Source organism: Saccharopolyspora phatthalungensis, from assembly GCF_014203395.1.
GTDB classification, from domain to species: Bacteria; Actinomycetota; Actinomycetes; order Mycobacteriales; family Pseudonocardiaceae; genus Saccharopolyspora; species Saccharopolyspora phatthalungensis.
This window is the reverse complement of the sequence record NZ_JACHIW010000001.1, coordinates 1048800-1070841: the sequence shown is the minus strand read 5'-3', so window position 1 is coordinate 1070841 and position 22042 is coordinate 1048800. Positions and strand designations below refer to the sequence as shown.

Genomic DNA, 22042 nt, shown 5'->3' with positions numbered 1-22042 from the left:
CCGGGGTGTGAGTCTCACCCTCGGAATCGTCGGGCTGCCCAACGTCGGCAAGTCCACCCTGTTCAACGCGCTGACCAGCAACGACGCCCTCGCCGCGAATTACCCGTTCGCCACCATCGAGCCGAACGTGGGCGTCGTGCCGCTGCCGGACGAGCGGCTGGACAAGCTCGCCGAGGTCTTCGGCTCCGCCAAGACGGTGCCCGCCACGGTGTCGTTCGTCGATATCGCGGGCCTGGTCAAGGGTGCTTCCGAGGGGCAAGGGCTGGGCAACAAGTTCCTTGCCAACATCCGCGAGGCGGACGCGATCTGCCAGGTTATCCGGGTCTTCGACGACCCCGACGTGGTGCACGTCGACGGTCGGGTGGACCCGTCCAGCGACATCGAGACGATCAACACCGAGCTGATCCTGGCCGACCTGCAGACCCTGGACAAGGCGCTGCCCCGGCTGGAGAAGGAAGCCCGCACCCACAAGGACAAGCGCCCGGCTCTTGAGGTTGCGCAGCAGGCCAAGGAGATCCTCGATTCCGGCAAGACCCTGTTCGCGGCGGGGCTGGGCAAGGACACCCCGGAACTGCGCGAGCTCAACCTGCTGACCACCAAGCCGTTCCTCTACGTCTTCAACGCCGACGAGGGCGTGCTGGCCGACGAGGCAAAGCAGAAGGAGTTGCGCGAGCTAGTCGCGCCCGGCGACGCGGTGTTCTTGGACGCCAAGGTCGAGGCGGAGCTCAAGGAGCTGGACGAGGAGTCGCAGCGCGAGCTGCTGGAGTCGATCGGCCAGCCGGAGCCCGGCCTGAACGCGCTGGCCCGCGCGGGCTTCCACACGCTAGGTCTGCAGACCTACCTGACGGCCGGGCCGAAGGAGGCGCGGGCCTGGACGATCCGCCAGGGCTGGACCGCGCCCCAGGCGGCCGGGGTGATCCACACCGACTTCGAGCGCGGCTTCATCAAGGCCGAGATCGTCTCCTACGACGACCTAATGGCGGCCGGCTCGATGGCGGAGGCCAAGTCAGCCGGCAAGGTCCGCATGGAAGGCAAGGACTACGCCATGGCCGACGGCGACGTCGTCGAATTCCGCTTCAACGTGTAGCCCAAAAAGCCGCGTACTGCATCACCGCGTTGCACGAATACATCATCTGGTACAACACCGACCGCAGCGCAACAAGACTCGAGGGCCTGAGCCCGGTGAAATACCGGACACAGGCCCTCGCCGCATAGCCGCTAAGCTCTCCCTTAACCAGTCCAACTCCAGGGGACCAGTTCACAGCGGTTCGAAGCTTCTGCTTGTGCTGCAAGGAGTTCAGTACCTACCGGCCTAGCACCGGGACAAGGCCCCGGAGCAGATACGCTCCGCACCAACGCGACTCGGCATCGGAGTCCGAGAGCGCTTCCTTGGCTAGCGCCTTCGCGAGCTTCCGGGGGTTCGGGGCCGTCGTCGGATCCTTTGCGACCGCCTTCGACGTCTCCCAGTCGTGCTGCATCAACTTCGACACCTCGGATGCCAGGGACAGAAACCGGACCTTCTCATCCGTCTCCAGGCACTCCACAATTAGCCCGACATCCTCGCGCTTCGACATTTTCGAGAGCACCGCCAGCGCATTTGCACGGAGAGTCGACGTCTTCCCGGTGCGGACCCAATCCCGAAGGTGGCTCGCCCCGGACTCGCCGAGCTTCGACGCCAGGAAGAAGTCGACGGATCGACTGGTCGGTGCGGTCGCCAACACTCCAGGGTCCCCATTGTCGATCGAATGGGCTAGCTGGGTGAGCGTCGGTCGGTCCGCCTTCATGGTCCGGGGGTGGGTTATGTCTCGACGACGCAGCATGTCATCCCCGATCGGTCCTAGCTCGCGTTCGTATGCCATGACGATATCGACCGTGATCGGCCGCCGACCAGTCTCAACCAATCCGAGGTAGGGCTTGGAGTAGTTCGTGAGCCGCGCCATCTGCGCGAGGCTGGTCGCCGCGTGAACCCTGGGCGGGGATCTTACGGGAGTGGGCGTGCGTTCGTGATCGTGCGGATTGCTTGGGTGATCTGGTTGTCGGTGAGGTTTGCGCGTGCCGTCAGGCGGAGGCAGGAGTCGGTGTCAGGGACCGATGGCGGGAAGCGCCGACGACGACGCCGTTCGCACGGCAGTTCGCGGCCCACTCCACCGCTTGGTCCGGGGAACTCGCCGGGATCGACAGCACTGCCGCGCCTGGATCGCTGACCCGTATGCCGGTCTCGGATAGTCCTTTGTGGAGCATCTTGGCGACGTGCTGGACTCGATCGGCTAACTCGGGCTCGGCGAGGAGGACATCGAGCGCCGCCAGGGCGGCTCCGGCGCACGCGGGTGCCAGGCCGGTATCGAAGATGAACGTTCGCGCGGTCTGCGTCAGATGGTCGATGACACGACGCGGACCGAGGACGGCTCCGCCTTGTGCTCCAAGGGATTTCGACAACGTCACCGTAGCGACGACATCGGGTTCGCCGAGCAGCCCGGCCGCGCGGAATGCGCCTGCCCCGCCCGGGCCGATGACGCCCAGTCCGTGCGCGTCACCCACGAGCAGTCCGGCGTTTCGTTCTCGGCAAATTCGGTGGAGTTCCGGCAGCGGCGCGATGTCGCCGTCCACGGAGAACACCGACTCCGTCACGACCAGCGCGCGCTCGGAAAGTTCCACCCGAACCTCCTCGGGGCTTGCGTGTGCCGCGATTGCCGTCCGTGCGCGGGACAGGCGGCAGCCGTCGATCAGCGATGCGTGGTTGTGCCGGTCGGAGACGATTTGGGTGCCCGCTTCGGTAAGTGCGGTGATCGCCGCCATGTTCGCTGCGTAACCGGAGGAGAACACCAGCGCGGCCTCCGCGCCGTAATAGTCGGTCCGTGCGCGAGAGCCGGGATCCCAGCGGCCAGCTGCTCGGTGCACAGCGTGGCGGCCATCGTCAGGTATCCGCCGGTGAGCGCCTTGCCCAGGCACAGCACGTCAGGGCGGACTCCGGCGTGCTCGGCGGCGAACAGCCCCCCGGTGCGACTGAACCCGGTAGCGATCTCGTCGAAGATCAGCAGGACATCGTTCGCATCGCAGAGCTCGCGGAGCTTCCGCAGGTAGTCAGGGCTGTGGAAACGCATCCCGCCGGCTCCCTGGACGAGCGGATCCACGATCACCGCGGCCAGTTCCCCGGCATGTTGGGCAAGGAGTGCGCCCAGGTGGTCGACGTAGTCCTCGTCATATTCCGTTGGTGGCGCGTCCGCGAAAACCTGCTCGGCGAGGGCCCCCTTCCACAGGTGGTGCATGCCGCCCTCGCGGTCGCAGACCGACATCGGATGCCAGGTGTCGCCGTGGTAGCCGCCGCGCCAGGTGAGCAGTCGGCGCTTGGCCGGTCGACCGGTGCACCGCCAGTACTGGAGGCACATCTTGATGGCGACCTCGACGGACACCGAGCCGGAGTCGGCGAGGAAGACGTGCGGCAGCGTGGTGAGCTCGGCCAGCCGGGTAGCTAGGCGGATCGCGGGTTCGTGCGTCAGGCCGCCGAACATCACGTGGCTCATCCGATCGAGCTGCTCGCGCACGGCCTGGTCCAACACCGGGTGCCGATAGCCGTGGATCGCCGATTGTCACCGCAGCCATCGCAGCGCTGGCCGACAGCGTCGCGGTGCTCAAGGCCGCGCAGACCGGCGTGGCCGACGGCGAAGCCGGCGACGCCGCGACGATCGCGCGGCTCAGCGGGGTACCCGCGACAGAGCTCGCGCGATATCCGGAGCCGCTGGCCCGGCGACAGCCGCTCGACGCGCGGGAGCTCGGCCGGTGCGGCCGGAGGCCGTGGCCGCCGCCGCAGCGGAGCTGGCGGCGGAACACGAGCTCGTGCTGATCGAAGGCGCGGGCGGTTTGCTCGTCCGCTTCGACGACACTGGTGGCACGCTCGCCGACGCTGCGGCGGCGCTTTCCGCGCCGGTCCTGGTTGTGGTGCACGCCGGTCTTGGAACGCTCAATGTCGCCGCGCTGACGGCCGAAGCGCTGAGCGCTCGCGGATTGCAGTGCGCCGGGGCGGTCATCGGCAGCTGGCCCGCCGCGCCCGATCTCGCAGCGCGCTGCAACGTCGTTGACCTGCCTGAGGTGCTGGGGGCTCCGCTGCTCGGCGCCATGCCGGAAGGCTCCGGCGAGGTCACGCCGGAGGTGTTTCGGTCGGTCGCGCAGCGGGAGCTCGCACCGGAGTTGGGCGGCAGCTTCAACGCCGTCGAGCTCGCTCGTTGACTGCTAGCGTGTCGAAGATGACCGCATCCGCAGAGCCGGTGCTGGTGATCGGCGCGGGCGTGCAGGGCCTGACCACGGGAGTCGTCCTCGCCGAGGCGGGTCAACGCGTGCGCATCCGGACCGCAGACCGGCCGCAGGACACCACCTCAGCCGTCGCGGGCGCGATGTGGGCCCCGGCGATGCTGCGGCCCGCCGATCGGGTGTTGTATTGGGTGACCCGGTCGCATGCCGAGTTCACCGCGCTCGCTCGAGACGAGAGCTCGGGTGTGCACTTGGCCGCGGGGCGAATGGCGGCCCGGTTCGATCTCGGCGATGCGGTCCCGCCCGAGGCGAAGCTGATCCCCGACCTGCACCGCTGCGCCCCGGAGGACTTGCCGGGCGGATTCGTCAGCGGCTATCACGCGACCGTGCCGCTGATCGACATGCCGCGCTACCTCGACTATCTGGTCGCCAGGTTCCAGGATGCCGGCGGTGAACTGCAGCTCAGCCCGGTGCCCTCGCTGGCCGACGCGGTCACCGAATCTCGCACGGTGGTCAACTGCACGGGCGTCGGCGCGCGGGAGCTGGTCGGCGACCCCGGCGTCCACCCGGTGCGCGGTCAGCACGTCGTGGTGCGCAATCCGGGGATCGACGAGTACTTCATCGAGCTGAGCGACTCTGCCGAGTTCGCCGGGTACATGCCGCACGGCGACCGGGTGGTGCTCGGCGGCGTGGCGGTGGAGCACGACTGGCACCTCACGCCGCGCGCCGAGGTCAGCGCTGGCATTCGGCGCCGGTGCGCCGAGGTGGAGCCGCGGCTCGCCGACGCCGAAGTGCTCGCGGAGCTGGTCGGGCTGCGGCCCGGACGGGAGACGGTGCGGGTGGAAGTCGAGCACTACGAAGGCGCACGCATCATCCACAATTACGGCCACGGCGGCTGCGGCGTCGCGCTGTCCTGGGGATGCGCTTTCGAGGCCGCGGATCTAGTCGAAGAGTGACCCGTGGCGCAAAAGCCTTCGCCTGGTCAAGGCCGCGAGCACCGGGCGGGCTCACGGCCGTTGACCTGGGCAGTTGTTCGTCCAGATGGGGGCGGTGGTCAGGACTGGATCTGCTCCACCACGTTGTCGATCTCCTGGGCGAGCGAGGTGTCGTTGGCCGTGATGCCGCCCTTCGAATGCGTGGTGCAGTAGAACGTCACGGTGCGCCAGCGGATGTCGATGTCGGGGTGGTGGTTCTCGCTCTCAGCGATCTCGGCGATCCGGGTCACCGCCTGAATGGCCTGCGGAAACCCGCCGAACTCGACGGTGCGGGTCAGCTTGGCGCCGTCCTGGTGCCACTCCGGCAGGTGTTGGAGCGCATCGGAGACCTGGGTATCGGTGAGTAGTTCCGTCATATGGACATAGTGGAGCTTCGAAGCGCCAACCTCCACCCGGGTGTCCGGTGCAAAACCCGGCGAGTTCAATGGAAATCGCATGTCGATTTCCATCGAAATCGCCCACTTCGGGCGCCGGTAGCTGAGACCAAGCTGAGAAACGGGCTCGCAGCTGAGAACCGGCTGAGATTTCGATGCCTGCGACGTTGCCGGATCGGCATGCTTGGAACATGGTGCCGCGGGTGTTAGTGGTGGACGATGAGCCGGGAGTGCGTGCAGCGCTGCGCCGTGGGTTGTCCGCCGAGGGCATGGACGTGACCGTCGCGGCCGAGGGCACCGATGCCCTGCGGCTGGCCCTGACCGGCGCCTTCGACGTCGTCGTGCTGGACGTGATGCTGCCCGGCCTGTCCGGCTACCGGGTGCTGGAGCGAATGCGCGGCCAGGACGTAACCACCCCGGTGCTGCTGATCTCCGCGAAGAACGGCGAAGTGGATCAGGCCGACGGGCTGGATCTCGGAGCGGACGGCTACCTGGTCAAACCCTTCTCCTTCCTGGTGCTGGTCGCGCAGGTGCGCGCGCTGCTGCGGCGGCGCGACACCGCCGGTCGGCAAGCGAGCCTGCGGGTCGGCGAACTGGAGATCGACCGAGCCGCCCGCGAGGTTCGCTGGGCGGGCGAGCCGATCGCGCTCTCGCCGCGGGAGTACGGCTTGCTGGTCGCGCTGGCCAGCCACCCGGAAGCCGTGGTGCCCAAGGATGACCTGCTGCGCATGGTGTGGGGTGAGGAGCAGTTCGTCACCCGCAACGTCGTCGAGGTCTACATCGGATACCTGCGCCGCAAGCTCGCTGCGGTCGGCGCCGGGGAACTGGTGCAGACCGTGCGCGGCCAGGGCTACCGCGTCTGCGCCGAGTCGGCATGATCAGCAGCCTGCGCCGGTGGTGGCACCGCCGCACCATTCAGTTCCGGACCAGCGTGGTGGCCGCCGTCGTGGCGTTGATCGGTCTCGGCGTGATCGCGCACGCTAGCACCGGGATCGTCAGCTGGCTGCTGATCAACTCGGTCGACGCCGACCTGCAGCGCACCGCCGCAACTACCGCGAGCCAGCTCGCCGGCGGGGCGGCGCCCGCCACCGTGGCCAACCCGGATATCCGGGTGCTGGACACTTCCGGCGCGCCGCTGGACGGCCTGCCCCGGCCGAGCCTGCACCGCTGGCAGATCGATGAGCTGCGTTCCGGCGACGGCGTGATCGACTTCGATCCGCCTGCCGGACTGTACCGATGGCGCGGCGTCGTCGTGCCCGATCCGACGGGCCAGCCGCTGCTCATCTCCACCGGAGCGAAGCTGGTCGGATTCGCCGACACCGCAGGCAAAACCGGCCGCCTGCTGAGCATCGGGTCGATCCTTGCCGCCGCGCTGGTCGGGCTGGCCACCTGGCTGGTGGTGCGCCGGTCGCTGCGTCCGGTGGAACGGATGCGGGTGGCCGCCGCCGGACTCCCCGAAGGCCGGCGTCTGCCGGTGCCCGAGGCCGCCGATGAGATCCGCGCGCTCGCCGAAGAGCTGAACACGATGCTCGCCCGGCGCGACGCCGACACCGAACGGCTCCGGCGGTTCACCGGCGATGCCGCGCACGAACTGCGCAACCCGGTCGCATCGATCCGCGCCCAGGCCGAGGTCGCCGTGATGCACCCGGATCCGGAGCTCGCCCATGAGACCCTCCAGGACATCGCGCACGAGGCGCAGCGCCTGTCCGCACTGGTGGAGAGCCTGCTCGCGTTGGCGCGGGCCGAGCGCGGCACGGCGGCACCGGGGCAGCCGCTCGATCTCGGTACCGCGGTGCGAGCCGCCGCCGACCGGCTCGAACTGCCGACTGGCTCGGGGCCACGGATCGAGGTCGAGGTCCCGGCCCGGCCGGTGCTGATCCTGGCGGACCCGGCGGAGGTGTCGACGGTGCTCGACAACATCGTCAGCAACGCGTTGCGCTACACCAGCACGTTGGTGCGGGTCTCCGTTTTCGCTGATGGCATGGGCTCCTCCGGAGTGGACTGGGTGCGGTTGGTGGTGGACGACGACGGTCCCGGGATCCCGGTGGCGCACCGCGAGCGGGTGTTCGACCGCTTCCACCGGGTCGAACCGGACCGAGCGCGCAGCACGGGCGGAGCCGGGCTCGGGCTTGCCCTCGCGGCCGAGGCGGTACGCCGCCGGGGCGGAGCGGTCTGTGCCTCGACCGCGCCCGACGGCGGCGCCCGTGTCGAGGCTCGCTGGCCGAGGCACACGGCCAACGGTTTGACGGGTAGCCCCTGAACCGACCCGAACGCAGAACCCAGGCGACCGCAGTGCCAGTGGCTCGCAAACGCTGCGGGAGTCGGAGGTTTTGCGCCGAGCGTCGGAAGCGGGGCGAAACCGGTGACGGTCCTATGCTCTGCCGGGCTGCGAGCCGAATAGGGGCGACGCCGATGCCACTTCGGTCGGCGGGCGAGCGCAGGCGTGTCGAGGCGGTGGCAGGCGGCCGACCTGGATCGGGCAAGATGTGTGCACGTGTCGGTTTTGCGGAGCACGGGACTGATCGAGGCACCCGCGGCCACGGTGGGGGCCGCGCTGCGGCACACCCGGACCGCCGAGGTCGGACTTGCGTCCCTCGGCGTCGGCGGCCACGCCGCGACCCGCCCGGCCGCGCTGCTCGTGCCCGGCGACGAGATCGTCTTCCACATCAGGATCGCCCGCCTTCCTGTCGATCTGACCACTCGAGTCGTGCGCGCCGAAGCCGACGCGATGAATTCCGTGCTGATTTCCGGCCCGCTGCCGGAGTTGCGCCACGAGTCGGTGCTCGCCGAGGTTGGCCCCCGAACGCTGCTCACCGACTCGATGCACTGGAGGACACCGTTCGGGCCGCTGGGACGGCTCGCCGACATCACAGTCGTTCGCCGGTTCGTGCTGGACGTGCTTGCCGCGCGCATCGCTGCCGTGCGAGAGCTCGCCGAGTCCTGGGCGAAGCGCCCGATCGTCGTCGGCACCGCCATCGTCCACAAGGGACGATTGCTGGCGCAGCAGCGCCGTTACCCGGCCCCGGACGCGGGCCGCTGGGAACTCCCCGGCGGCCGGGTCGAGCCTGGTGAGGACGAGAAGGCCGCAGTCGTCCGGGAATGCCAGGAAGAACTCGCTGTCGACGTGCGCCCGACCGGCCGCGTCGGCACGGACGTCCCGCTCAGCAACGGAATGCTGCTGCGCATCCACACCGCCGAGCTCGCAGACCCGACGGCGATCCCGGAAGCGGTGGAGCACCACGAAGTCCGCTGGGTGACCGCGGACGAACTGACCGCACTCGACTGGCTGGACGCCGACCGAGTCCTCGTCCACTCCCTCCGAGACCTGCTGGCCGAGGCTTGAGTCGCTCCAGTAACTCGGCTGGGTTGAAGGACAACGGAAGCGGCAGGTCCGTCTCGAAGACCTCGGCTTCGGAACCCCTGGAGTGTGGTCGGTACTCGCCGTTGTCCAGCCGAAGCAGCACGACGTTCACGCGGCCATCGGAGTAAGCGACCTCGACACGCATGAAGTAGGGAATGCCGACTGCCGCGCATCTCGCGGGTTTGTTGACGTGATCGTTCTGCTTGCTGGACGGCGACACGCATTCGCCCGCAAGCAGTACGTCTTCCGGCGGAATCCAGGTGCGACCACGGCCGGAACGTTTCAGCACGACGAAGTCGAGTTCGATCCACTTCTGCACATCGAGCAGCAGGTTGACGGTCAGGTAAAAGAGGTGCCCGCACTCGGCCGCAGCCGGTTCCAGATGCTTTCCCAACGTCCAAATGGCGAACATGGCTTCGCGTGGGCTCGTGATCAGTTTTCCGTCCAGGCACTCGTACTTGGCCGGGGGCATCCCCGGAATCGGTAGGTACCTGTCGGCGAGCTCGGGCGTCCACAAGCCGTCCAGACCGATGAGAGGGTCGAAGTCGAACGCTGGTGCGGCCACGGCGGCACTCCCTATCAACCTGGAACGTCTCAACCAAAAGCGCGGTGTTGCCTTCCATCGCAGTACGCATGAGTCCAGGTTGGGGGCAGTGATCAGGTGTTCGCCAGGTGATCCACTCGAACTGGTCAACGAATGCGCGGACAGGCCAAGTACGAGGCGCTCGTGACCGGTTGGTCCGGCCACGAGCCCCCGGCCTCGGCAGATCAGCGCAGGCCGGTCACGCGGAGCGCGGCCTGCAGCCGGGGCTGTGCTCGCTCGCTCGCGCGCTTCGCGCCGTGGGCCCGGATGCGGTCCAGCTCCGTCAGGTCGTCCAGGAGCTTCCGGGCGCGTTCGCGCACCGGTCGCAACTCCTCGATCACGGCCTCGGCCACCGCGTCCTTGAGCTCCGCGTAGGTGCTCGCGGATTCGGCCGCGGTGTACGGGCTGGTTTCGGTGCAGGCGGCGAGGATCTCCAGGAGGTTCGCCACACCGGGGCGGCCGTCCGGGTCGTAACGCACTTCGTCGAGGCCGTCGGTGACCGCTCGGCGGAACTTGCGGCGAATGACGTCGGGCTCGTCGAGCACGAAAACCACGCCGGGGGACTGCTGGTTGGACTTCTCCATCTTGCGGCTCGGGTCGGCCAGGTCACGGACCCGAGCCGCGGTCTTGGGCACCACGGCTTCGGGAACGGCGAACACGTCGCCGTAGTTGGCGTTGAACCGGCGGGCCAGCGTGCGGGCGAGTTCCACGTGCTGGTCCTGGTCGCTGCCGACCGGCACCTGGGTCGCGCCCTGCAGCAGGATGTCCGCCGCCATCAGCACCGGGTAGGTCAGCAGGCCGACGCGCACCGATTCCTGCCCGGCGCCCTTCTCCTTGAACTGGATCATCCGGGCGGCTTCGCCGTAGGAGCAGGTGCACTCCAGGATCCAGTTCAGCGCCCCCAGCTCGCCGGCCAGGTCCGATTGCACGAACAGCGCATCCGGGTCGATGCCCGCGGCGAGCAGCACCGCGAACTGCTCGCGGGTGAGTGCGCGCAGCCGCTGCGGCCGGGGCGGCGTGGTCATGGCGTGCAGGTCGGAGACGAAGAACAGGTCCGCGGGTTCGCGCTCGGCCGCCCACCGTCGCACGGCGCCGAGGTAGTTGCCCAACTGGACGTGGCCAGACGGGGTGATCCCGGACAAGCGGGTCATTGGTCTCTCCTGGGGTCTCGGGCCGCTGTCACCGGGATCGACCTCGCATCGCTCGGCCGTCCGGAGGAGCGACCGATGATCTGCGTGTCAGTGCACGATGCCGCTGGGCCGCCCGCGGACGGCCCACCAAGTGTTCGACATTGCGCGCACATCGCAATGTTACCGCTTGGTGATCGGCAGCGGTCAAGTGGAAGGGCTACCGTGAAAGAATGTTTGTAGTGCTGCTGCAATACACCGCGCCAGAATCGGATATCGACGCCCACTTGGTAGATCACTATGAATGGGTGACCCGGCATTACGATGCGCACGACTTCATCGCCGCCGGCCACCGCCTGCCGCGCAGCGGTGGGGTGATCATCGCCCGGGCGATGTCTCGCGGCAGGCTGGACGCGATCCTCGCGACCGACCCGTTCGCACTGCACAAACTCGCTCGATACGAGGTCATCGAGTTCCAAGCGCTGCGGACGATCCCCGAGTTGGCGATGTACGCCGACCCGTTGCCCGCGTCCACGGCAGTCCGCAAGTAGTCTCGGAAGTACCCGTGAACCACGGCAGGCGCCGCGGTCAGATCATTTTATGCTCTTTTTCTTTGCTCCTTTCTTAGCCTTCTTTTGCGTTTTCTTGACCTCCTCCGCTTTGGCCTCGCGCAGCAAGCTGCGCAATACCACGATTGGACAGCTCTTGCATGGTGGTTGAGACTTGCAACATTTCTTTTTGACCTTGATAGTGCCTTTGCCCACGGTTTGTCTTTCCGATGCTGATTCGCGGTTGGGCACAGGCTAGGCGAACCTAACCTCGGTTGGCGAACTTGATGTCGGCACCGGGCGTCGGGTGTTGCGCTGAGCACGCGACGGCCGGTCCCGCATCAGGTTGCACTAAGCTGGACCGAGCCGCGCGTCGACGCGCGCACCCCACTCCGGTGGGGTGCCGCCCAAGGAAGCTCCGCAGCTGCGGCGCAGTGGAGCCGCGGCTCGGTGCCTTGCGGAACACCCGCGCCCGGTCAAGTCGACGAACCCGCCGCGCCCACCTGCGCCGATCCAGGAGTACCCGCGTGTCCGCCATCAGCGTCGCCGCCCCCATTCGCAGTGATCTGCGCAATGTCGCCATCGTCGCCCACGTCGATCACGGCAAGACCACCCTGGTGGACGCCATGCTGCGGCAGTCCGGGGCCTTCTCCGAACGCGCCGAGCTCGTCGACCGCGTGATGGACTCCAACGACCTGGAGCGGGAGAAGGGCATCACGATCCTCGCCAAGAACACCGCGGTCCGCCGGGAGACCGACGCCGGCCCGGTGACCATCAACGTGGTGGACACCCCCGGCCACGCCGACTTCGGCGGCGAGGTGGAGCGCGCCCTGTCGATGGTCGACGGCGTGCTGCTGCTGGTGGACGCCAGCGAGGGTCCGTTGCCGCAGACCCGGTTCGTGCTGCGCAAGACGCTGGCCGCCGGGCTGCCGGTGATCCTCGTGGTGAACAAGGTCGACCGCCCGGACGCCCGCTGCGCCGAGGTCGTCGAGGAGACCCACGACCTGCTGCTGGAACTGGCCAGCGAGCTCGACGGGGAGGTCGAGCTCGACATGGAGGCCATCCTGGACCTGCCGGTCGTCTACGCCTCCGCGCGCGCCGGCCGGGCCTCGCTGGCCCAGCCGGTGGACGGCGAGCTGCCCGCCGAGGAAGACCTCACCGCGCTGTTCGACGTGCTGCTCAAGCACGTGCCTGCGCCGGTCGCCGACACCGAGGCGCCGCTGCGTGCCCTGGTGACCAACCTCGACGCTTCCTCGTTCCTCGGTCGAATCGCGCTGTGCCGGATCCACTCCGGCACCCTGCGCAAGGGCCAGACCGTCGGCTGGTGCCGCGCCGATGGCACCGTCGAGAAGGTCCGGCTGACCGAGCTGCTGATCACCGAAAATCTCGACCGGGTGCCGTGCGGCGAGGCGTCCGCGGGCGACCTGGTCGCCATCGCCGGGATCCCGGATATCACCATCGGCGACACCCTCGCCGACCCTGACGCCCCCGAGCCGCTGCCCCGGATCACCGTCGACGACCCGGCGATCTCGATGACCATCGGCGTCAACACCTCGCCGCTGACCGGCCGCAACGGTGGCACCAAGGTCACCGCGCGACTGGTCAAGAACCGGCTGGACGCCGAGCTGATCGGCAACGTCAGCATGAAGGTGCTGCCCACCGAGCGGCCGGACGCCTGGGAGGTGCAGGGCCGCGGCGAGCTGGCGCTGGCCATCCTGGTGGAGACCATGCGCCGGGAGGGCTTCGAGCTCACGGTCGGCAAGCCGCAGGTGGTCACCCGGACCATCGACGGCCAGCTGTGCGAGCCGTTCGAGCGGCTCACCATCGACGCCCCCGAGGAGCACCTCGGCGCGATCACCCAGCTGCTGGCCGGGCGCAAGGGCCGGATGGAGAGCATGGACGGGCACGGCACCGGGCGCATCAAGCTGGAATACGTGGTGCCCGCCCGCGGCCTGATCGGGTTCCGCACCGAGTTCCTGACCGAGACCCGTGGTACCGGCATCGCCAACCACGTCTTCGAGGGCTACTTCCCGTGGGTGGGCGAGCTACGCACCCGGCACACCGGTTCGCTGGTGGCCGACAGGGCCGGCTCGGCGACGACCTACGCGCTGCTCCAGCTGGCCGATCGCGGCAGCTTCTTCGTGGAGCCGGGCAACGAGGTCTACGAGGGCATGGTGGTCGGGGAGAACCCGCGCGCCGAAGACCTCGACGTCAACATCACCAAGGAGAAGAAGCTCACCAACATGCGGTCCTCCACCGCGGACGAGCTGGAGCGGCTGGCCAAGCCGCGTACGCTGGCGCTGGAGGAGGCGCTGGAGTTCTGCTCCGCCGATGAGTGCGTCGAGGTCGGTCCGGCGGCGATCCGGGTGCGCAAGACCGTCCTGGACAGCACCACCCGCGCCCGCGAGCGGTCTCGCGCCAAGGCCCGCGACAACGCCTGATTTCCTGTTGCCAGGCTCGCTTTGCGTGGCGGTGCGGGTAGCGGAACCTCAGAGGTCTTCTCGACTGCGGGGTCCCCGACTACACAGCGTCGGGGCCGTCCTCGCGAGGAGACCTTTGAGAACCCGCGGCGGTGCAAGTGGCGTAGGTGCGCTAAGCGGCTGCGCCGCTTCAAAGACGAAGAGCAAACCAGCGTTTAGGGACGGTGCGCGTGCGGTTCCGGCGCGCGCGAAATTCGTGGTTTCGTGCGCGGCACGTGCACACTGGGCGTTGACCCCGGTGTCGATCACCTCGCCGACGCCAGGAACCATGAGGGCACTCGCGCCCTTTTGCGCGGGCGAGTCGCCCCGGGTTGCCGGGGTGGTCGGGGGAGCAGACATGAGGGGAGGTTCGGCGTGTCCCAGGGTCGACGCCGCCCACTGGCTGCGGTCTCCCTGCTGGTGACAACCGTTACCGTGGTGGCTGCCTGCACGAATGCGCCCCCGCCGCCACTGGTGCCGCAAGCCCCGAAGCAATCCCCGACGACCAGCGCCCCGCCGACGCAGCCGATGCCGGTCGAGGTCGTGGTCGGGGTCGACGAACTCGAAGGCGGATTCAACCCGCACACCCTCGCCGACCTGTCGCCGACGAGTTCGGCGCTGGCCAGCCTGATGCTGCCGTCGGTGTTCCGCCCGGCGCCCGACGGCAGCCCGCAGCTGGACAGCACGCTGATGGAATCGGCCGAAGTGGTGCCGGACGCGGAGAAGTTCACCGTCCGCTACCGGATCCGGCGCGAGGCCAGCTGGTCCGACGGCGCGCCGATCGCGGCCGAGGACTTCGTGTACCTGTGGGAGCAGCTGCGGTCTCAGCCGGGGGTGTCCGACCCGGCCGGTTACCGGCTGATCGACGACGTGGCGTCGCGGCAGGGCGGCAAGACCGTTGACGTGACCTTCGCCAAACCTTTTCCGGGCTGGCAGACGCTGTTCAGCAACCTGCTGCCCGCGCATCTGCTGCGGGACGCGCCGCGCGGTTGGGCTACCGTGCTCGACGACGGCTACCCGGCCTCCGGTGGGCCGTTCGCGATTCGGCAGGTCGACCTTGATCGCGGCGAGATCATCCTGGAGCGCAACGACCGGTACTGGGGGCCGCCCGCGCAGTCGGACCGGATCGTGCTGCGTTCGATCGACAAGGCTCGCCAGGTCGAAGCGTTGCGCAGCGGTGACAGCCACCTCGCGGTCTTCGGCGCGGACCGGGGCACGATGCAGTCGCTGCGGGACCTCGGCAACGCGGTGCAGCTGATCACCGTGCCCCGTCCGGCGACGATGGAAGTCCTGCTGCGGCAGGACAGCCGAGCCCTGGCCGACGTCAAGGTGCGCCAAGCGGTCCTCGCGGCGCTCGACCGGCCCGCGTTGATCGAAGCCGGCACCGGCGGCGGTCCGGCCGAGCAGCTCCAGGCGCACGCCCAGGTGCTCGCGCCGTCCGAGCGCGGCTACACGCCGACCGAGCCGGGGCTGCCGAACCAACCGGATCCCGCGCAGGTCGAGCGGCTGCTCAACGAGGCCGGGTACCAGCGCAGCGGCGGGGCGTGGTTGCGGGACGGCCGCCCGCTGAACCTGGTCATCGCGGCGCCGTTCGAGCACGAGTCGTACATCCGGATCGCCGAGGCGGCCGCGCGCCAGCTGCGGGACCAGGGGATCCAGGCGACGGTGGTAACGCCGACCGGTGATCAGCTCTTCGGCGAAACGCTGGCCGCCAACCCGCGCTCCGGGGATTCCAGTGGGGCGGGCTCGGTGGACATGGCGATCGCGCCGCGTCCGGCCGGCGGCGACCCGGCGGGGATGATGGCCTCTTCCTACGGCTGTCCGGGCGTGGCTCCGGACAGCGAAAAACCGTTCCCGCACAACGATGCCGGGTTCTGCGACCCGCTGTTGCAGCCGACTATCGACGCGGCGGTGACCGGGCAGGTGCCGTTCCCGAAGGCGTCGGCGGACGTCGAATCGGTGCTGTGGCGGGACGCGGTCGCGCTCCCGTTGTATCAGCAGGCGCAGGTGATGGCGCTGCGCCGGGAGGTCAGCGGGGTCCAGCCGGGCAACGGCCTGTCCGGGCCGTTCTCCACCGCTGCCCAGTGGGTCGGAACGCCCGCCGATAAAGACGGCTATTGACGCTCGCTGCCAGTGAACGTTCCGGGCCTGCTCGGGTAGCTGCGACTACCCGGCAGGCCCGCAGCACGTGAGCAGGAAAGACGCCCGTTCGTGCGGCTCGGCGACGTACCGCTTCCGTCCCGTTTGGCGCCTTTTGATGATCCGTTCGCGACGCTTCGATACGGACGTTCGGGGTAATGCCGCTACCGTGCGTTGTGTGGTGCATGCCGCACATTAGGCTGGGCCGGTGACGCTGACGGCCCCACCGAGGTTGCTGCTGGTGCACGCGCACCCAGACGACGAGACCCTCTGGACCGGCGGGACGATCGCCCGCTACGCCGCCCGCGGTGTGCAGGTGGCGGTGGTGACCTGCACCCTCGGCGAGGAAGGTGAGGTCATCCCGGAAAGCCTGCGCGGCCTGGCCTCGGATCAGGCCGACCAGCTCGGCGGTTACCGGGTCGGCGAGCTGCGCTCGGCCTGCGCCGCGCTGCGGGTAGCCGATCACCGGTTCCTCGGCGGCATTGGCCGGTGGCGCGACTCCGGGATGCTCTGGGAGCAGCCCGGCCAGGCCGGTGCCCTGCCACACGCCCACCCGCGCGCCTTCGCCATCGGCGATCTGCAGGAGCAGACCGACGCGTTGGAAGCGGTGCTGCGCGAGGTGAAGCCGCAGGTGGTGGTCAGCTATGCCGCCGACGGCGGTTACGGCCACCCGGACCACATCCGCGCCCACGAGGTGACGGTCGCGGCGGCGGCGAAGGTGCCCGACGTGCAACGGGTGTTCTACGCCGTCCCTTCGCGCGACACGCTCGCGAAGGGCCTCGCCGGATTGGCGCAGGCCGAGGGCATGCCCTTCGAACTACCCGGGCTGCACGAGCTGGCCAGCGTCGCGGACGACTCGATCACCACGGTCGTCGATGTGTCCGAGCATCTGCCCGCCAAGATCAGCGCCCTGCGCGCACACGGCACCCAGGTCAAGGTGTGGCTGGAACAGTGGCACAACGGCGACGGTGTCGCGGCGTATGCGTTGTCCAACGGCGTCGCGAATCCGATCGTGACCACCGAGCACTACGTGTTGGCGACGGGTGATCCGCAGGGCTGCCAGACGGACCTGTTCGGCGGGCTCGGGGTGAGCGGTACCGAACCGGTGGACGACCGGTGACCGCGCGTGATCGCGTGTTGTTCGGCTTCCTGCTGTTAGATGCCGTGCTGCTGGCCGTGATCGAGTTGCTCTACCTCCCTTCCTACATCGGTGCCGTGCAGTTCCCGATCACAGCCGCGCTCGCGGCTGTGACCACGCCCCTGCTGGTGGCCGAGGCCGCGCGGATCTCGCCGCGGCGGCGGGTGGCCGGGGCACCGTTGTTGGTGTGGTTCGTGACGGTCTTCGTGTTCGGCGTCTTCGGGCCGGGCGGCGACATAGTGTTGCTCGGCGCCGACTGGCGCACGCTGCTGCTGATCGGCGGCGGTGCCTTGCCGAGCGCCCTGATGCTCGGAATCGCGATGGGTAGGCACGCCTAGACGTGAGCCCGGGGAACCCCGTTGGCTGAGGTGCTGACCGACGAGCGGATCGCCGCTGCGCCCGTTCGTTCGCGCGACCGCGACATCGACGCCTCGCGCCGCGAGTACGGCCGACGTCGAACGCCGTCGCGCGCACGGTGTGGCGAATGGCACGTACGCTGGGCGCATCGATTGGGTACTCGACAAGCGCCCGCTTCCGCGAGCTGCTCGGCAGCGTCGTCGGTGGGCGGCTACCTGGTCGAGAGATCCGCTCTGCGCAAGGTTGCGAGGCTAGGCGTGCAATGGCTGGGACGCAGTGGTTTACGCCGTTAACCCACAGTCGTAGAGTCGGCTCGGCTCCCGTGCTGTGGGACCAGTTACATGTCCAGGGTGGGTACGAGGGATACTGTCAGCAGTCGCGTCGGGAGATTCCTGCGCGCGATCAGGACAACGCTTCGAGCAGGAGAGCAACCGTGACCTACGTGATCGCCGAGCCCTGCGTCGACGTGCTCGACAAGGCATGCATTGAGGAATGCCCTGTCGATTGCATCTACGAGGGCGGGCGGATGCTCTACATCCACCCCGATGAGTGCGTCGACTGCGGTGCCTGCGAACCGGTCTGCCCGGTGGAGGCCATCTACTACGAGGACGACGTGCCGGAGGAGTGGGCCGCCTACACCAAGGCGAACGCGGACTTCTTCGAGGAACTGGGCTCGCCGGGCGGTGCGGCGAAGGTGGGCAAGGTCAACAAAGACGTCGAGCCCATCACCAGCCTGCCCCCGCAGGGCGAATGAGCTCCGCGTCCGGCCCGGACGCCATCGCGTCCGGGCCCGGCTCGGGTCTTCGGGGCCCGCAGCTCTCGGACTTCCCGTGGGACTCGCTGGCGCGCCAGACCGCCACGGCCCAGTCACACCCGGACGGCATCGTCAACCTGTCGGTCGGCACGCCGGTCGACCCGGTGCCTGCGAACCTGCAACGGGCCTTGTCGGCAGTCGCCGACCAGCCGGGTTACCCGGCCACGCACGGCACCCCGCAGCTCCGCGAGGCCGCGGTCGCCGCGTTGCGGCGACGCCACGGGGTCTCCGGGCTGGAGCCCGACGCCGTGCTGCCGACCATCGGCTCGAAGGAGCTGGTGGCGTGGTTGCCGACATTGCTCGGCGTCCGGGCGGGTGACATCGTCGCGATCCCGGAGCTGGCCTACCCGACCTACGAGGTCGGCGCGAAGATCGCCGGCGCCGAGGTCGTCCGGCTAGCGCCAGGCGAACCACCTCCGGCCGGAACGGCGTTGCAGTGGCTCAATTCCCCGTCCAACCCGACTGGTCAGGTGCTGGACGCGCAGCAGCTCGCCGACTCGATCCGCGCGGCGCGGGAGCGCGGTGCGGTGGTGGCGTCCGACGAGTGCTATCTCGCGCTCGGGTGGGACGCCGAACCGGTGTCGGTGCTGCATCCCTCGGTGTGCTCCGACTTCCGCGGTGTGCTAGCCGTGCATTCGCTGTCGAAGTCTTCGAACCTGGCGGGGTATCGCGCCGGGTTCGTCACCGGCGATCCGGAGCTGGTGAGCCGCGTGCTGGAGGTGCGCAAGCACGCCGGGATGATTGTTCCGCGTCCGGTGCAGGAAGCGATCACCGCCGCGCTGAGCGACGACGTTCACGTGGGTGTGCAGCGCGAGCTCTACGCGGCGCGGCGGGCTGTGCTGCGGCCCGCGCTGGAGGCGGCCGGGTTCCGCATCGATCATTCGCAAGCGGGCCTGTACCTGTGGGCGACCCGCGGCGACGATGCGTGGCAGACGGTGGATTGGTTGGCACGGCGGGGAATTCTCGTGGCGCCGGGCACCTTCTACGGCCCAGGCGGCGACCGCCACGTCCGCATCGCCCTGACGGCGACCGACGAGCGCATCGCCGCAGCCGCCAAGCGCCTGGGTGAGTGATCGGAGCTTCCGGCACGGCGCGGGTTCTGTCCGGTCGGCTGTCGGTGTGCTGTTCGTGGGCCGGTCAGGCGCCGTGATTGCGTCAGGTGCGATAGCGCCCGACGTCCTCACGGGCCTGCACCAGGGAAAGGTGCCCGTCAGATCTTCGATGCCGCCTCGGTGAAGGCGTCCCAGGTCGGCCGCCATTGAGCACGGCGGGCTGCTTTGCGTGCCTCTTCTCGCTCGACGAGGCGGCCGGCTACGAAGCCGACCGCGATGTCGACGTCCTCGCCGAGGTCGCTCAGCAGACCGCGGACGCGCTCCTCGGCAACGCACGCGTCTTGGTGCTCTCCGAGCACGTCCTGGAACCGCTGCGCCGCCTTGATCAGCCGCCGCATCGGCTTGCCGAAGATGGGTTGCGCCAGTTCCGCGGTGTAGCGCACCCGCTTGCCCAGGATGCGGAGCATGTGCAGCTGCTCGTCGGTGGGTTCATCCGGCAGTTCCGCCACGGATTTGCGGAGCTTGCGGAACTGGCGGCGTACCAGCCTGCGTAGTTCGCGCGAACTGTCCACATCGGATTCCGGTGCCGGCAGTTCGGTGCGGAGCGCTTTGGCGATCGAGCGCACCAAGGCCAGATACCGATCGCTGTCCAGCGCGGCGAGCATTTCGGTCCGGGCCTGGCCGTGCTCGGTCTCCAAGCCGGAGATCAACCGGGCCGCCGCGGCGCGCTCGTCGACCGGGAAGTCGGCGATCTCCGTGCGCAGCCGCTCCAGCAGCACGTCGAGATCGCGGACCGGACCCAGCTCGCGGCCCAGCCAGCCGAGCTCGGCACGCAGCGGTTCCGACCAGTTCCGGTCTAGGAAGGGACGACCGGACCGCAGCATCGCGCGCATTCGGCGCACCGACACCCGCATCTGGTGCAGCTCTTCGGGATCTTCGCCCAGCCGGGTGCCGGGATCGTGCGCGATCAACGCGCGCAACCGGGTGTCCAATCCCGACCGGATGTGCTCGGCGATGGGAGCCTGTCGACCGGCCGTCACGGGCTCGGCGGCAAGTCCGACGGCATTGGTGAGGTCTCGCTGTTGCCAGCTCGTAGCCATTGCCAATGATAAACCCGATCGACCTCGGCATGCCTGGTCCATCCAGCGGAAACCAGCGCCGCGGTGATCCAGATCGGGATGAGGAGTGCGGGGCGTCTTCGACCTGTGTGGGCGAAGACGCCCCGCAGCCGGTGCCGCTGGAAAGGTCAGTCGTTGGCGTGCAGTGCCGCGTTCAGCTCCACCTTGCCGCCGGTGCGAGTCGTGACCTCGACCGCCCCGGTGGTGGAGTTGCGGCGGTACAGCACGCCGTCGGAACCGGAAAGTTCGAGCGCCTTGGTGATGGTGCCGTCCGGCAGCGTGACCTTGGTGCCCGCCGTGATGTACAGGCCCGCTTCCACCACGCAGTCGTCGCCGAGCGAGATGCCCACCCCGCCGTTGGCGCCGATCAGGCAGCGCTCGCCGATGGAGATGACCTCCTTGCCGCCGCCGGAGAGGGTGCCCATGATCGAGCCGCCGCCTCCGACGTCCGAGCCGTCGCCGACGACGACGCCGGCCGAGACCCGGCCCTCCACCATCGACGCGCCCAGGGTGCCGGCGTTGAAGTTGACGAAGCCTTCGTGCATCACCGTGGTGCCGCTGGCGAGGTGCGCGCCCAGCCGGACCCGGTCGGCGTCACCGATGCGGACCCCGGACGGCACGACGTAGTCGACCATGCGCGGGAACTTGTCGATGCTGTAAACGGTGACCGTGCCGCGCGCCCGCAGCCGCAGCCGGGTCGCCTCGAAGCCTTCCACCGGGCACGGGCCGTGGTTGGTCCACACGACGTTGGCGAGCAAGCCGAACATCCCGTCGAGGTTCTGCCCGTGCGGGCGGACCAGCCGGTGCGACAGCAGGTGCAGGCGCAAGTAGACATCGTGCGCGTCGACCGGCTGGTCGGAGAGCCGACCGATCTCGGTGCGCACCGCGACGACCTCGACCCCGCGGGCCTCGTCACGCCCGAGCAGGGCGGCCCCGGCCTCGCCGAGGGACTCGGCCGCCTGCTCGGCGGACAGCCGGGCGGTGCCGGACTGGCCCGGCTCGCCGAGCTTGACGGTGGCGAACCAGGTGTCCAGCACCGTGCCGTCGTCGGTCACGGTGGCCAGGCCCACGCCGTGGGCGCCCGTGGTCTGCGGGTCGGGAGACTGTGCACTCATACCTGGAACGGTAATCGGCGCAGGCACCGACTGACCGCAGGGGTGGCGCCTGCGAGGCGGTGATCGGCACGCCGCAGAACGCCAGGTAACAGGCTTCGAGCAGCCCCGGGGACGGCGGCGGGCCGGCGCGAGCGTCAGCCCTTCGCGGCGGCGAACAGGTGGCAGCCCGTGGTGATCACGAGCACCGTGTCGGCGGCGGTGCCGAACTGGTAGACCGCGCCGTACTGGTCGTTACCGGTGATCTCGTGGTCGCCGCTGCGGTTCACGATGATCTCGGGCTCGTCGAAGCCGTACTCGACGGTGATCTCCTGGACGATCTCCACCGCCCGGGACCACACCGCGTCCGGCAGATTGCCCGGTGCCCGCCACGATTGCAGCACCCGGCTTTCCGCGTCGAAGATGTCCGGGAACTCGGCGCAGCCCGCGCGGCTGACCGGGTCCCACAACGCCCAGGCCAGCGGGCCGACCTCGATGTTGAGGCGGTCCAGCAGTCGCTGCTGCATCTGTTCGTAGCGCTCGCTGATCTCCTCGATGCTGGGGCGCTGTTGGAGCAGGCTGCGCGGGTCTTCCACGGTTCCCCCGTCGGGTCAAGGTATGGGCGGCAGGTCGCCTCAGAA

The 22042-nt window shown here is 69.0% G+C and carries 19 protein-coding genes and 4 pseudogenes; 14 read left to right on the top strand and 9 right to left on the bottom strand.

What is annotated here, in order from left to right:
- Positions 1 to 7 precede the first annotated feature (7 nt).
- Positions 8 to 1087 (top strand): redox-regulated ATPase YchF, encoded by a 1080-nt coding sequence (gene ychF / locus BJ970_RS04825; RefSeq protein WP_184724224.1) that lies wholly within the window; start codon positions 8 to 10, stop codon positions 1085 to 1087.
- Positions 1088 to 1116: 29 nt separating this feature from the next.
- Positions 1117 to 1215 (top strand): annotated as a pseudogene (locus tag BJ970_RS04820) (IS3 family transposase); the annotation flags it as partial.
- Positions 1216 to 1304: 89 nt separating this feature from the next.
- Here BJ970_RS04820 and BJ970_RS04815 read toward each other — a convergent pair.
- The 3 genes and pseudogenes from BJ970_RS04815 to BJ970_RS04805 all read right to left on the bottom strand — a co-directional run.
- Complete coding sequence (locus tag BJ970_RS04815; protein WP_184724220.1) at positions 1305 to 1940, bottom strand: XRE family transcriptional regulator; 636 nt, start codon at positions 1938 to 1940, stop codon at positions 1305 to 1307.
- 41 nt (positions 1941 to 1981) lie between these two features.
- A pseudogene (locus BJ970_RS04810) lies at positions 1982 to 2847 on the bottom strand (aminotransferase class I/II-fold pyridoxal phosphate-dependent enzyme); the annotation flags it as partial.
- A pseudogene (locus BJ970_RS04805) lies at positions 2847 to 3584 on the bottom strand (aminotransferase class III-fold pyridoxal phosphate-dependent enzyme); the annotation flags it as partial. The pseudogenes BJ970_RS04805 and BJ970_RS04810, both read right to left, overlap by 1 nt.
- Between BJ970_RS04805 and bioD the strand changes: the two are divergent.
- Positions 3584 to 4224 (top strand): annotated as a pseudogene (gene bioD / locus BJ970_RS04800) (ATP-dependent dethiobiotin synthetase BioD). The pseudogenes BJ970_RS04805 and bioD sit on opposite strands and share 1 nt — an antisense overlap.
- A gap of 17 nt (positions 4225 to 4241) precedes the next feature.
- Positions 4242 to 5201, top strand: coding sequence for an FAD-dependent oxidoreductase (locus tag BJ970_RS04795; protein ID WP_184724219.1), 960 nt, complete (start codon positions 4242 to 4244; stop codon positions 5199 to 5201).
- A gap of 98 nt (positions 5202 to 5299) precedes the next feature.
- On the opposite strand, the gene BJ970_RS04790 is transcribed toward BJ970_RS04795, so the two are convergent.
- Positions 5300 to 5596 (bottom strand): 4a-hydroxytetrahydrobiopterin dehydratase, encoded by a 297-nt coding sequence (locus tag BJ970_RS04790; RefSeq protein WP_184724218.1) that lies wholly within the window; start codon positions 5594 to 5596, stop codon positions 5300 to 5302.
- A 209-nt stretch (positions 5597 to 5805) separates the two neighbouring features.
- Here BJ970_RS04790 and BJ970_RS04785 point away from each other — a divergent pair, with 209 nt between their 5' ends.
- The 3 genes from BJ970_RS04785 to BJ970_RS04775 all read left to right on the top strand — a co-directional run bounded on the left by BJ970_RS04785 (position 5806) and on the right by BJ970_RS04775 (position 8957).
- Positions 5806 to 6492, top strand: coding sequence for a response regulator transcription factor (locus BJ970_RS04785; RefSeq protein WP_184724217.1), 687 nt, complete (start codon positions 5806 to 5808; stop codon positions 6490 to 6492).
- Positions 6489 to 7874 (top strand): sensor histidine kinase, encoded by a 1386-nt coding sequence (locus tag BJ970_RS04780; RefSeq protein ID WP_184724216.1) that lies wholly within the window; start codon positions 6489 to 6491, stop codon positions 7872 to 7874. The genes BJ970_RS04785 and BJ970_RS04780 overlap by 4 nt, the downstream gene beginning before the upstream one ends.
- A gap of 234 nt (positions 7875 to 8108) precedes the next feature.
- Complete coding sequence (locus tag BJ970_RS04775) at positions 8109 to 8957, top strand: NUDIX domain-containing protein (protein WP_312864120.1); 849 nt, start codon at positions 8109 to 8111, stop codon at positions 8955 to 8957.
- Positions 8958 to 9743: 786 nt separating this feature from the next.
- On the opposite strand, the gene trpS is transcribed toward BJ970_RS04775, so the two are convergent.
- Complete coding sequence (trpS, locus tag BJ970_RS04765; RefSeq protein WP_184724215.1) at positions 9744 to 10709, bottom strand: tryptophan--tRNA ligase; 966 nt, start codon at positions 10707 to 10709, stop codon at positions 9744 to 9746.
- A 209-nt stretch (positions 10710 to 10918) separates the two neighbouring features.
- Between trpS and BJ970_RS04760 the strand changes: the two genes are divergently transcribed.
- Positions 10919 to 11236, top strand: coding sequence for a YciI family protein (locus tag BJ970_RS04760; protein ID WP_184724212.1), 318 nt, complete (start codon positions 10919 to 10921; stop codon positions 11234 to 11236).
- A gap of 42 nt (positions 11237 to 11278) precedes the next feature.
- Here the strand turns inward: BJ970_RS04760 and BJ970_RS04755 are convergent, their stop codons facing one another.
- Positions 11279 to 11485 (bottom strand): hypothetical protein, encoded by a 207-nt coding sequence (locus BJ970_RS04755; RefSeq protein WP_184729388.1) that lies wholly within the window; start codon positions 11483 to 11485, stop codon positions 11279 to 11281.
- A 275-nt stretch (positions 11486 to 11760) separates the two neighbouring features.
- On the opposite strand from BJ970_RS04755, the gene typA reads away from it, so the two are divergent.
- From typA to dapC, 6 genes are all read left to right on the top strand, one after another.
- The gene (gene typA, locus BJ970_RS04750; RefSeq protein ID WP_184724209.1) at positions 11761 to 13674 is read left to right on the top strand and encodes a translational GTPase TypA; all 1914 of its coding nucleotides are present in this window, start codon (positions 11761 to 11763) and stop codon (positions 13672 to 13674) included.
- Positions 13675 to 14067: 393 nt separating this feature from the next.
- The gene (locus tag BJ970_RS04745) at positions 14068 to 15813 is read left to right on the top strand and encodes an ABC transporter family substrate-binding protein (RefSeq protein WP_184724206.1); all 1746 of its coding nucleotides are present in this window, start codon (positions 14068 to 14070) and stop codon (positions 15811 to 15813) included.
- A gap of 226 nt (positions 15814 to 16039) precedes the next feature.
- The gene (mshB, locus tag BJ970_RS04740; RefSeq protein ID WP_184724203.1) at positions 16040 to 16951 is read left to right on the top strand and encodes an N-acetyl-1-D-myo-inositol-2-amino-2-deoxy-alpha-D-glucopyranoside deacetylase; all 912 of its coding nucleotides are present in this window, start codon (positions 16040 to 16042) and stop codon (positions 16949 to 16951) included.
- Positions 16948 to 17307: a hypothetical protein gene (locus BJ970_RS04735; protein WP_184724200.1), complete on the top strand. Its 360-nt coding sequence runs from the start codon at positions 16948 to 16950 to the stop codon at positions 17305 to 17307. Before mshB ends, BJ970_RS04735 begins: the two co-directional genes overlap by 4 nt.
- A gap of 452 nt (positions 17308 to 17759) precedes the next feature.
- Complete coding sequence (gene fdxA / locus BJ970_RS04730) at positions 17760 to 18080, top strand: ferredoxin (RefSeq protein ID WP_184724197.1); 321 nt, start codon at positions 17760 to 17762, stop codon at positions 18078 to 18080.
- Positions 18077 to 19213 (top strand): succinyldiaminopimelate transaminase, encoded by a 1137-nt coding sequence (dapC, locus tag BJ970_RS04725; protein WP_184724194.1) that lies wholly within the window; start codon positions 18077 to 18079, stop codon positions 19211 to 19213. Before fdxA ends, dapC begins: the two co-directional genes overlap by 4 nt.
- A 137-nt stretch (positions 19214 to 19350) precedes the next feature.
- On the opposite strand, the gene BJ970_RS04720 is transcribed toward dapC, so the two are convergent.
- The 3 genes from BJ970_RS04720 to BJ970_RS04710 form a co-directional block, all read right to left on the bottom strand.
- Positions 19351 to 20292 (bottom strand): CHAD domain-containing protein, encoded by a 942-nt coding sequence (locus BJ970_RS04720; protein WP_184724191.1) that lies wholly within the window; start codon positions 20290 to 20292, stop codon positions 19351 to 19353.
- Between the two features lie 146 nt (positions 20293 to 20438).
- A complete protein-coding gene (gene dapD / locus BJ970_RS04715) occupies positions 20439 to 21425 on the bottom strand; it encodes a 2,3,4,5-tetrahydropyridine-2,6-dicarboxylate N-succinyltransferase (protein WP_184724188.1) in 987 nt (328 codons plus the stop codon).
- Between the two features lie 134 nt (positions 21426 to 21559).
- On the bottom strand, positions 21560 to 21997 hold the full coding sequence (locus BJ970_RS04710) for an LppA family lipoprotein (RefSeq protein ID WP_184724185.1): 438 nt from the start codon (positions 21995 to 21997) through the stop codon (positions 21560 to 21562).
- Positions 21998 to 22042 lie beyond the last annotated feature (45 nt).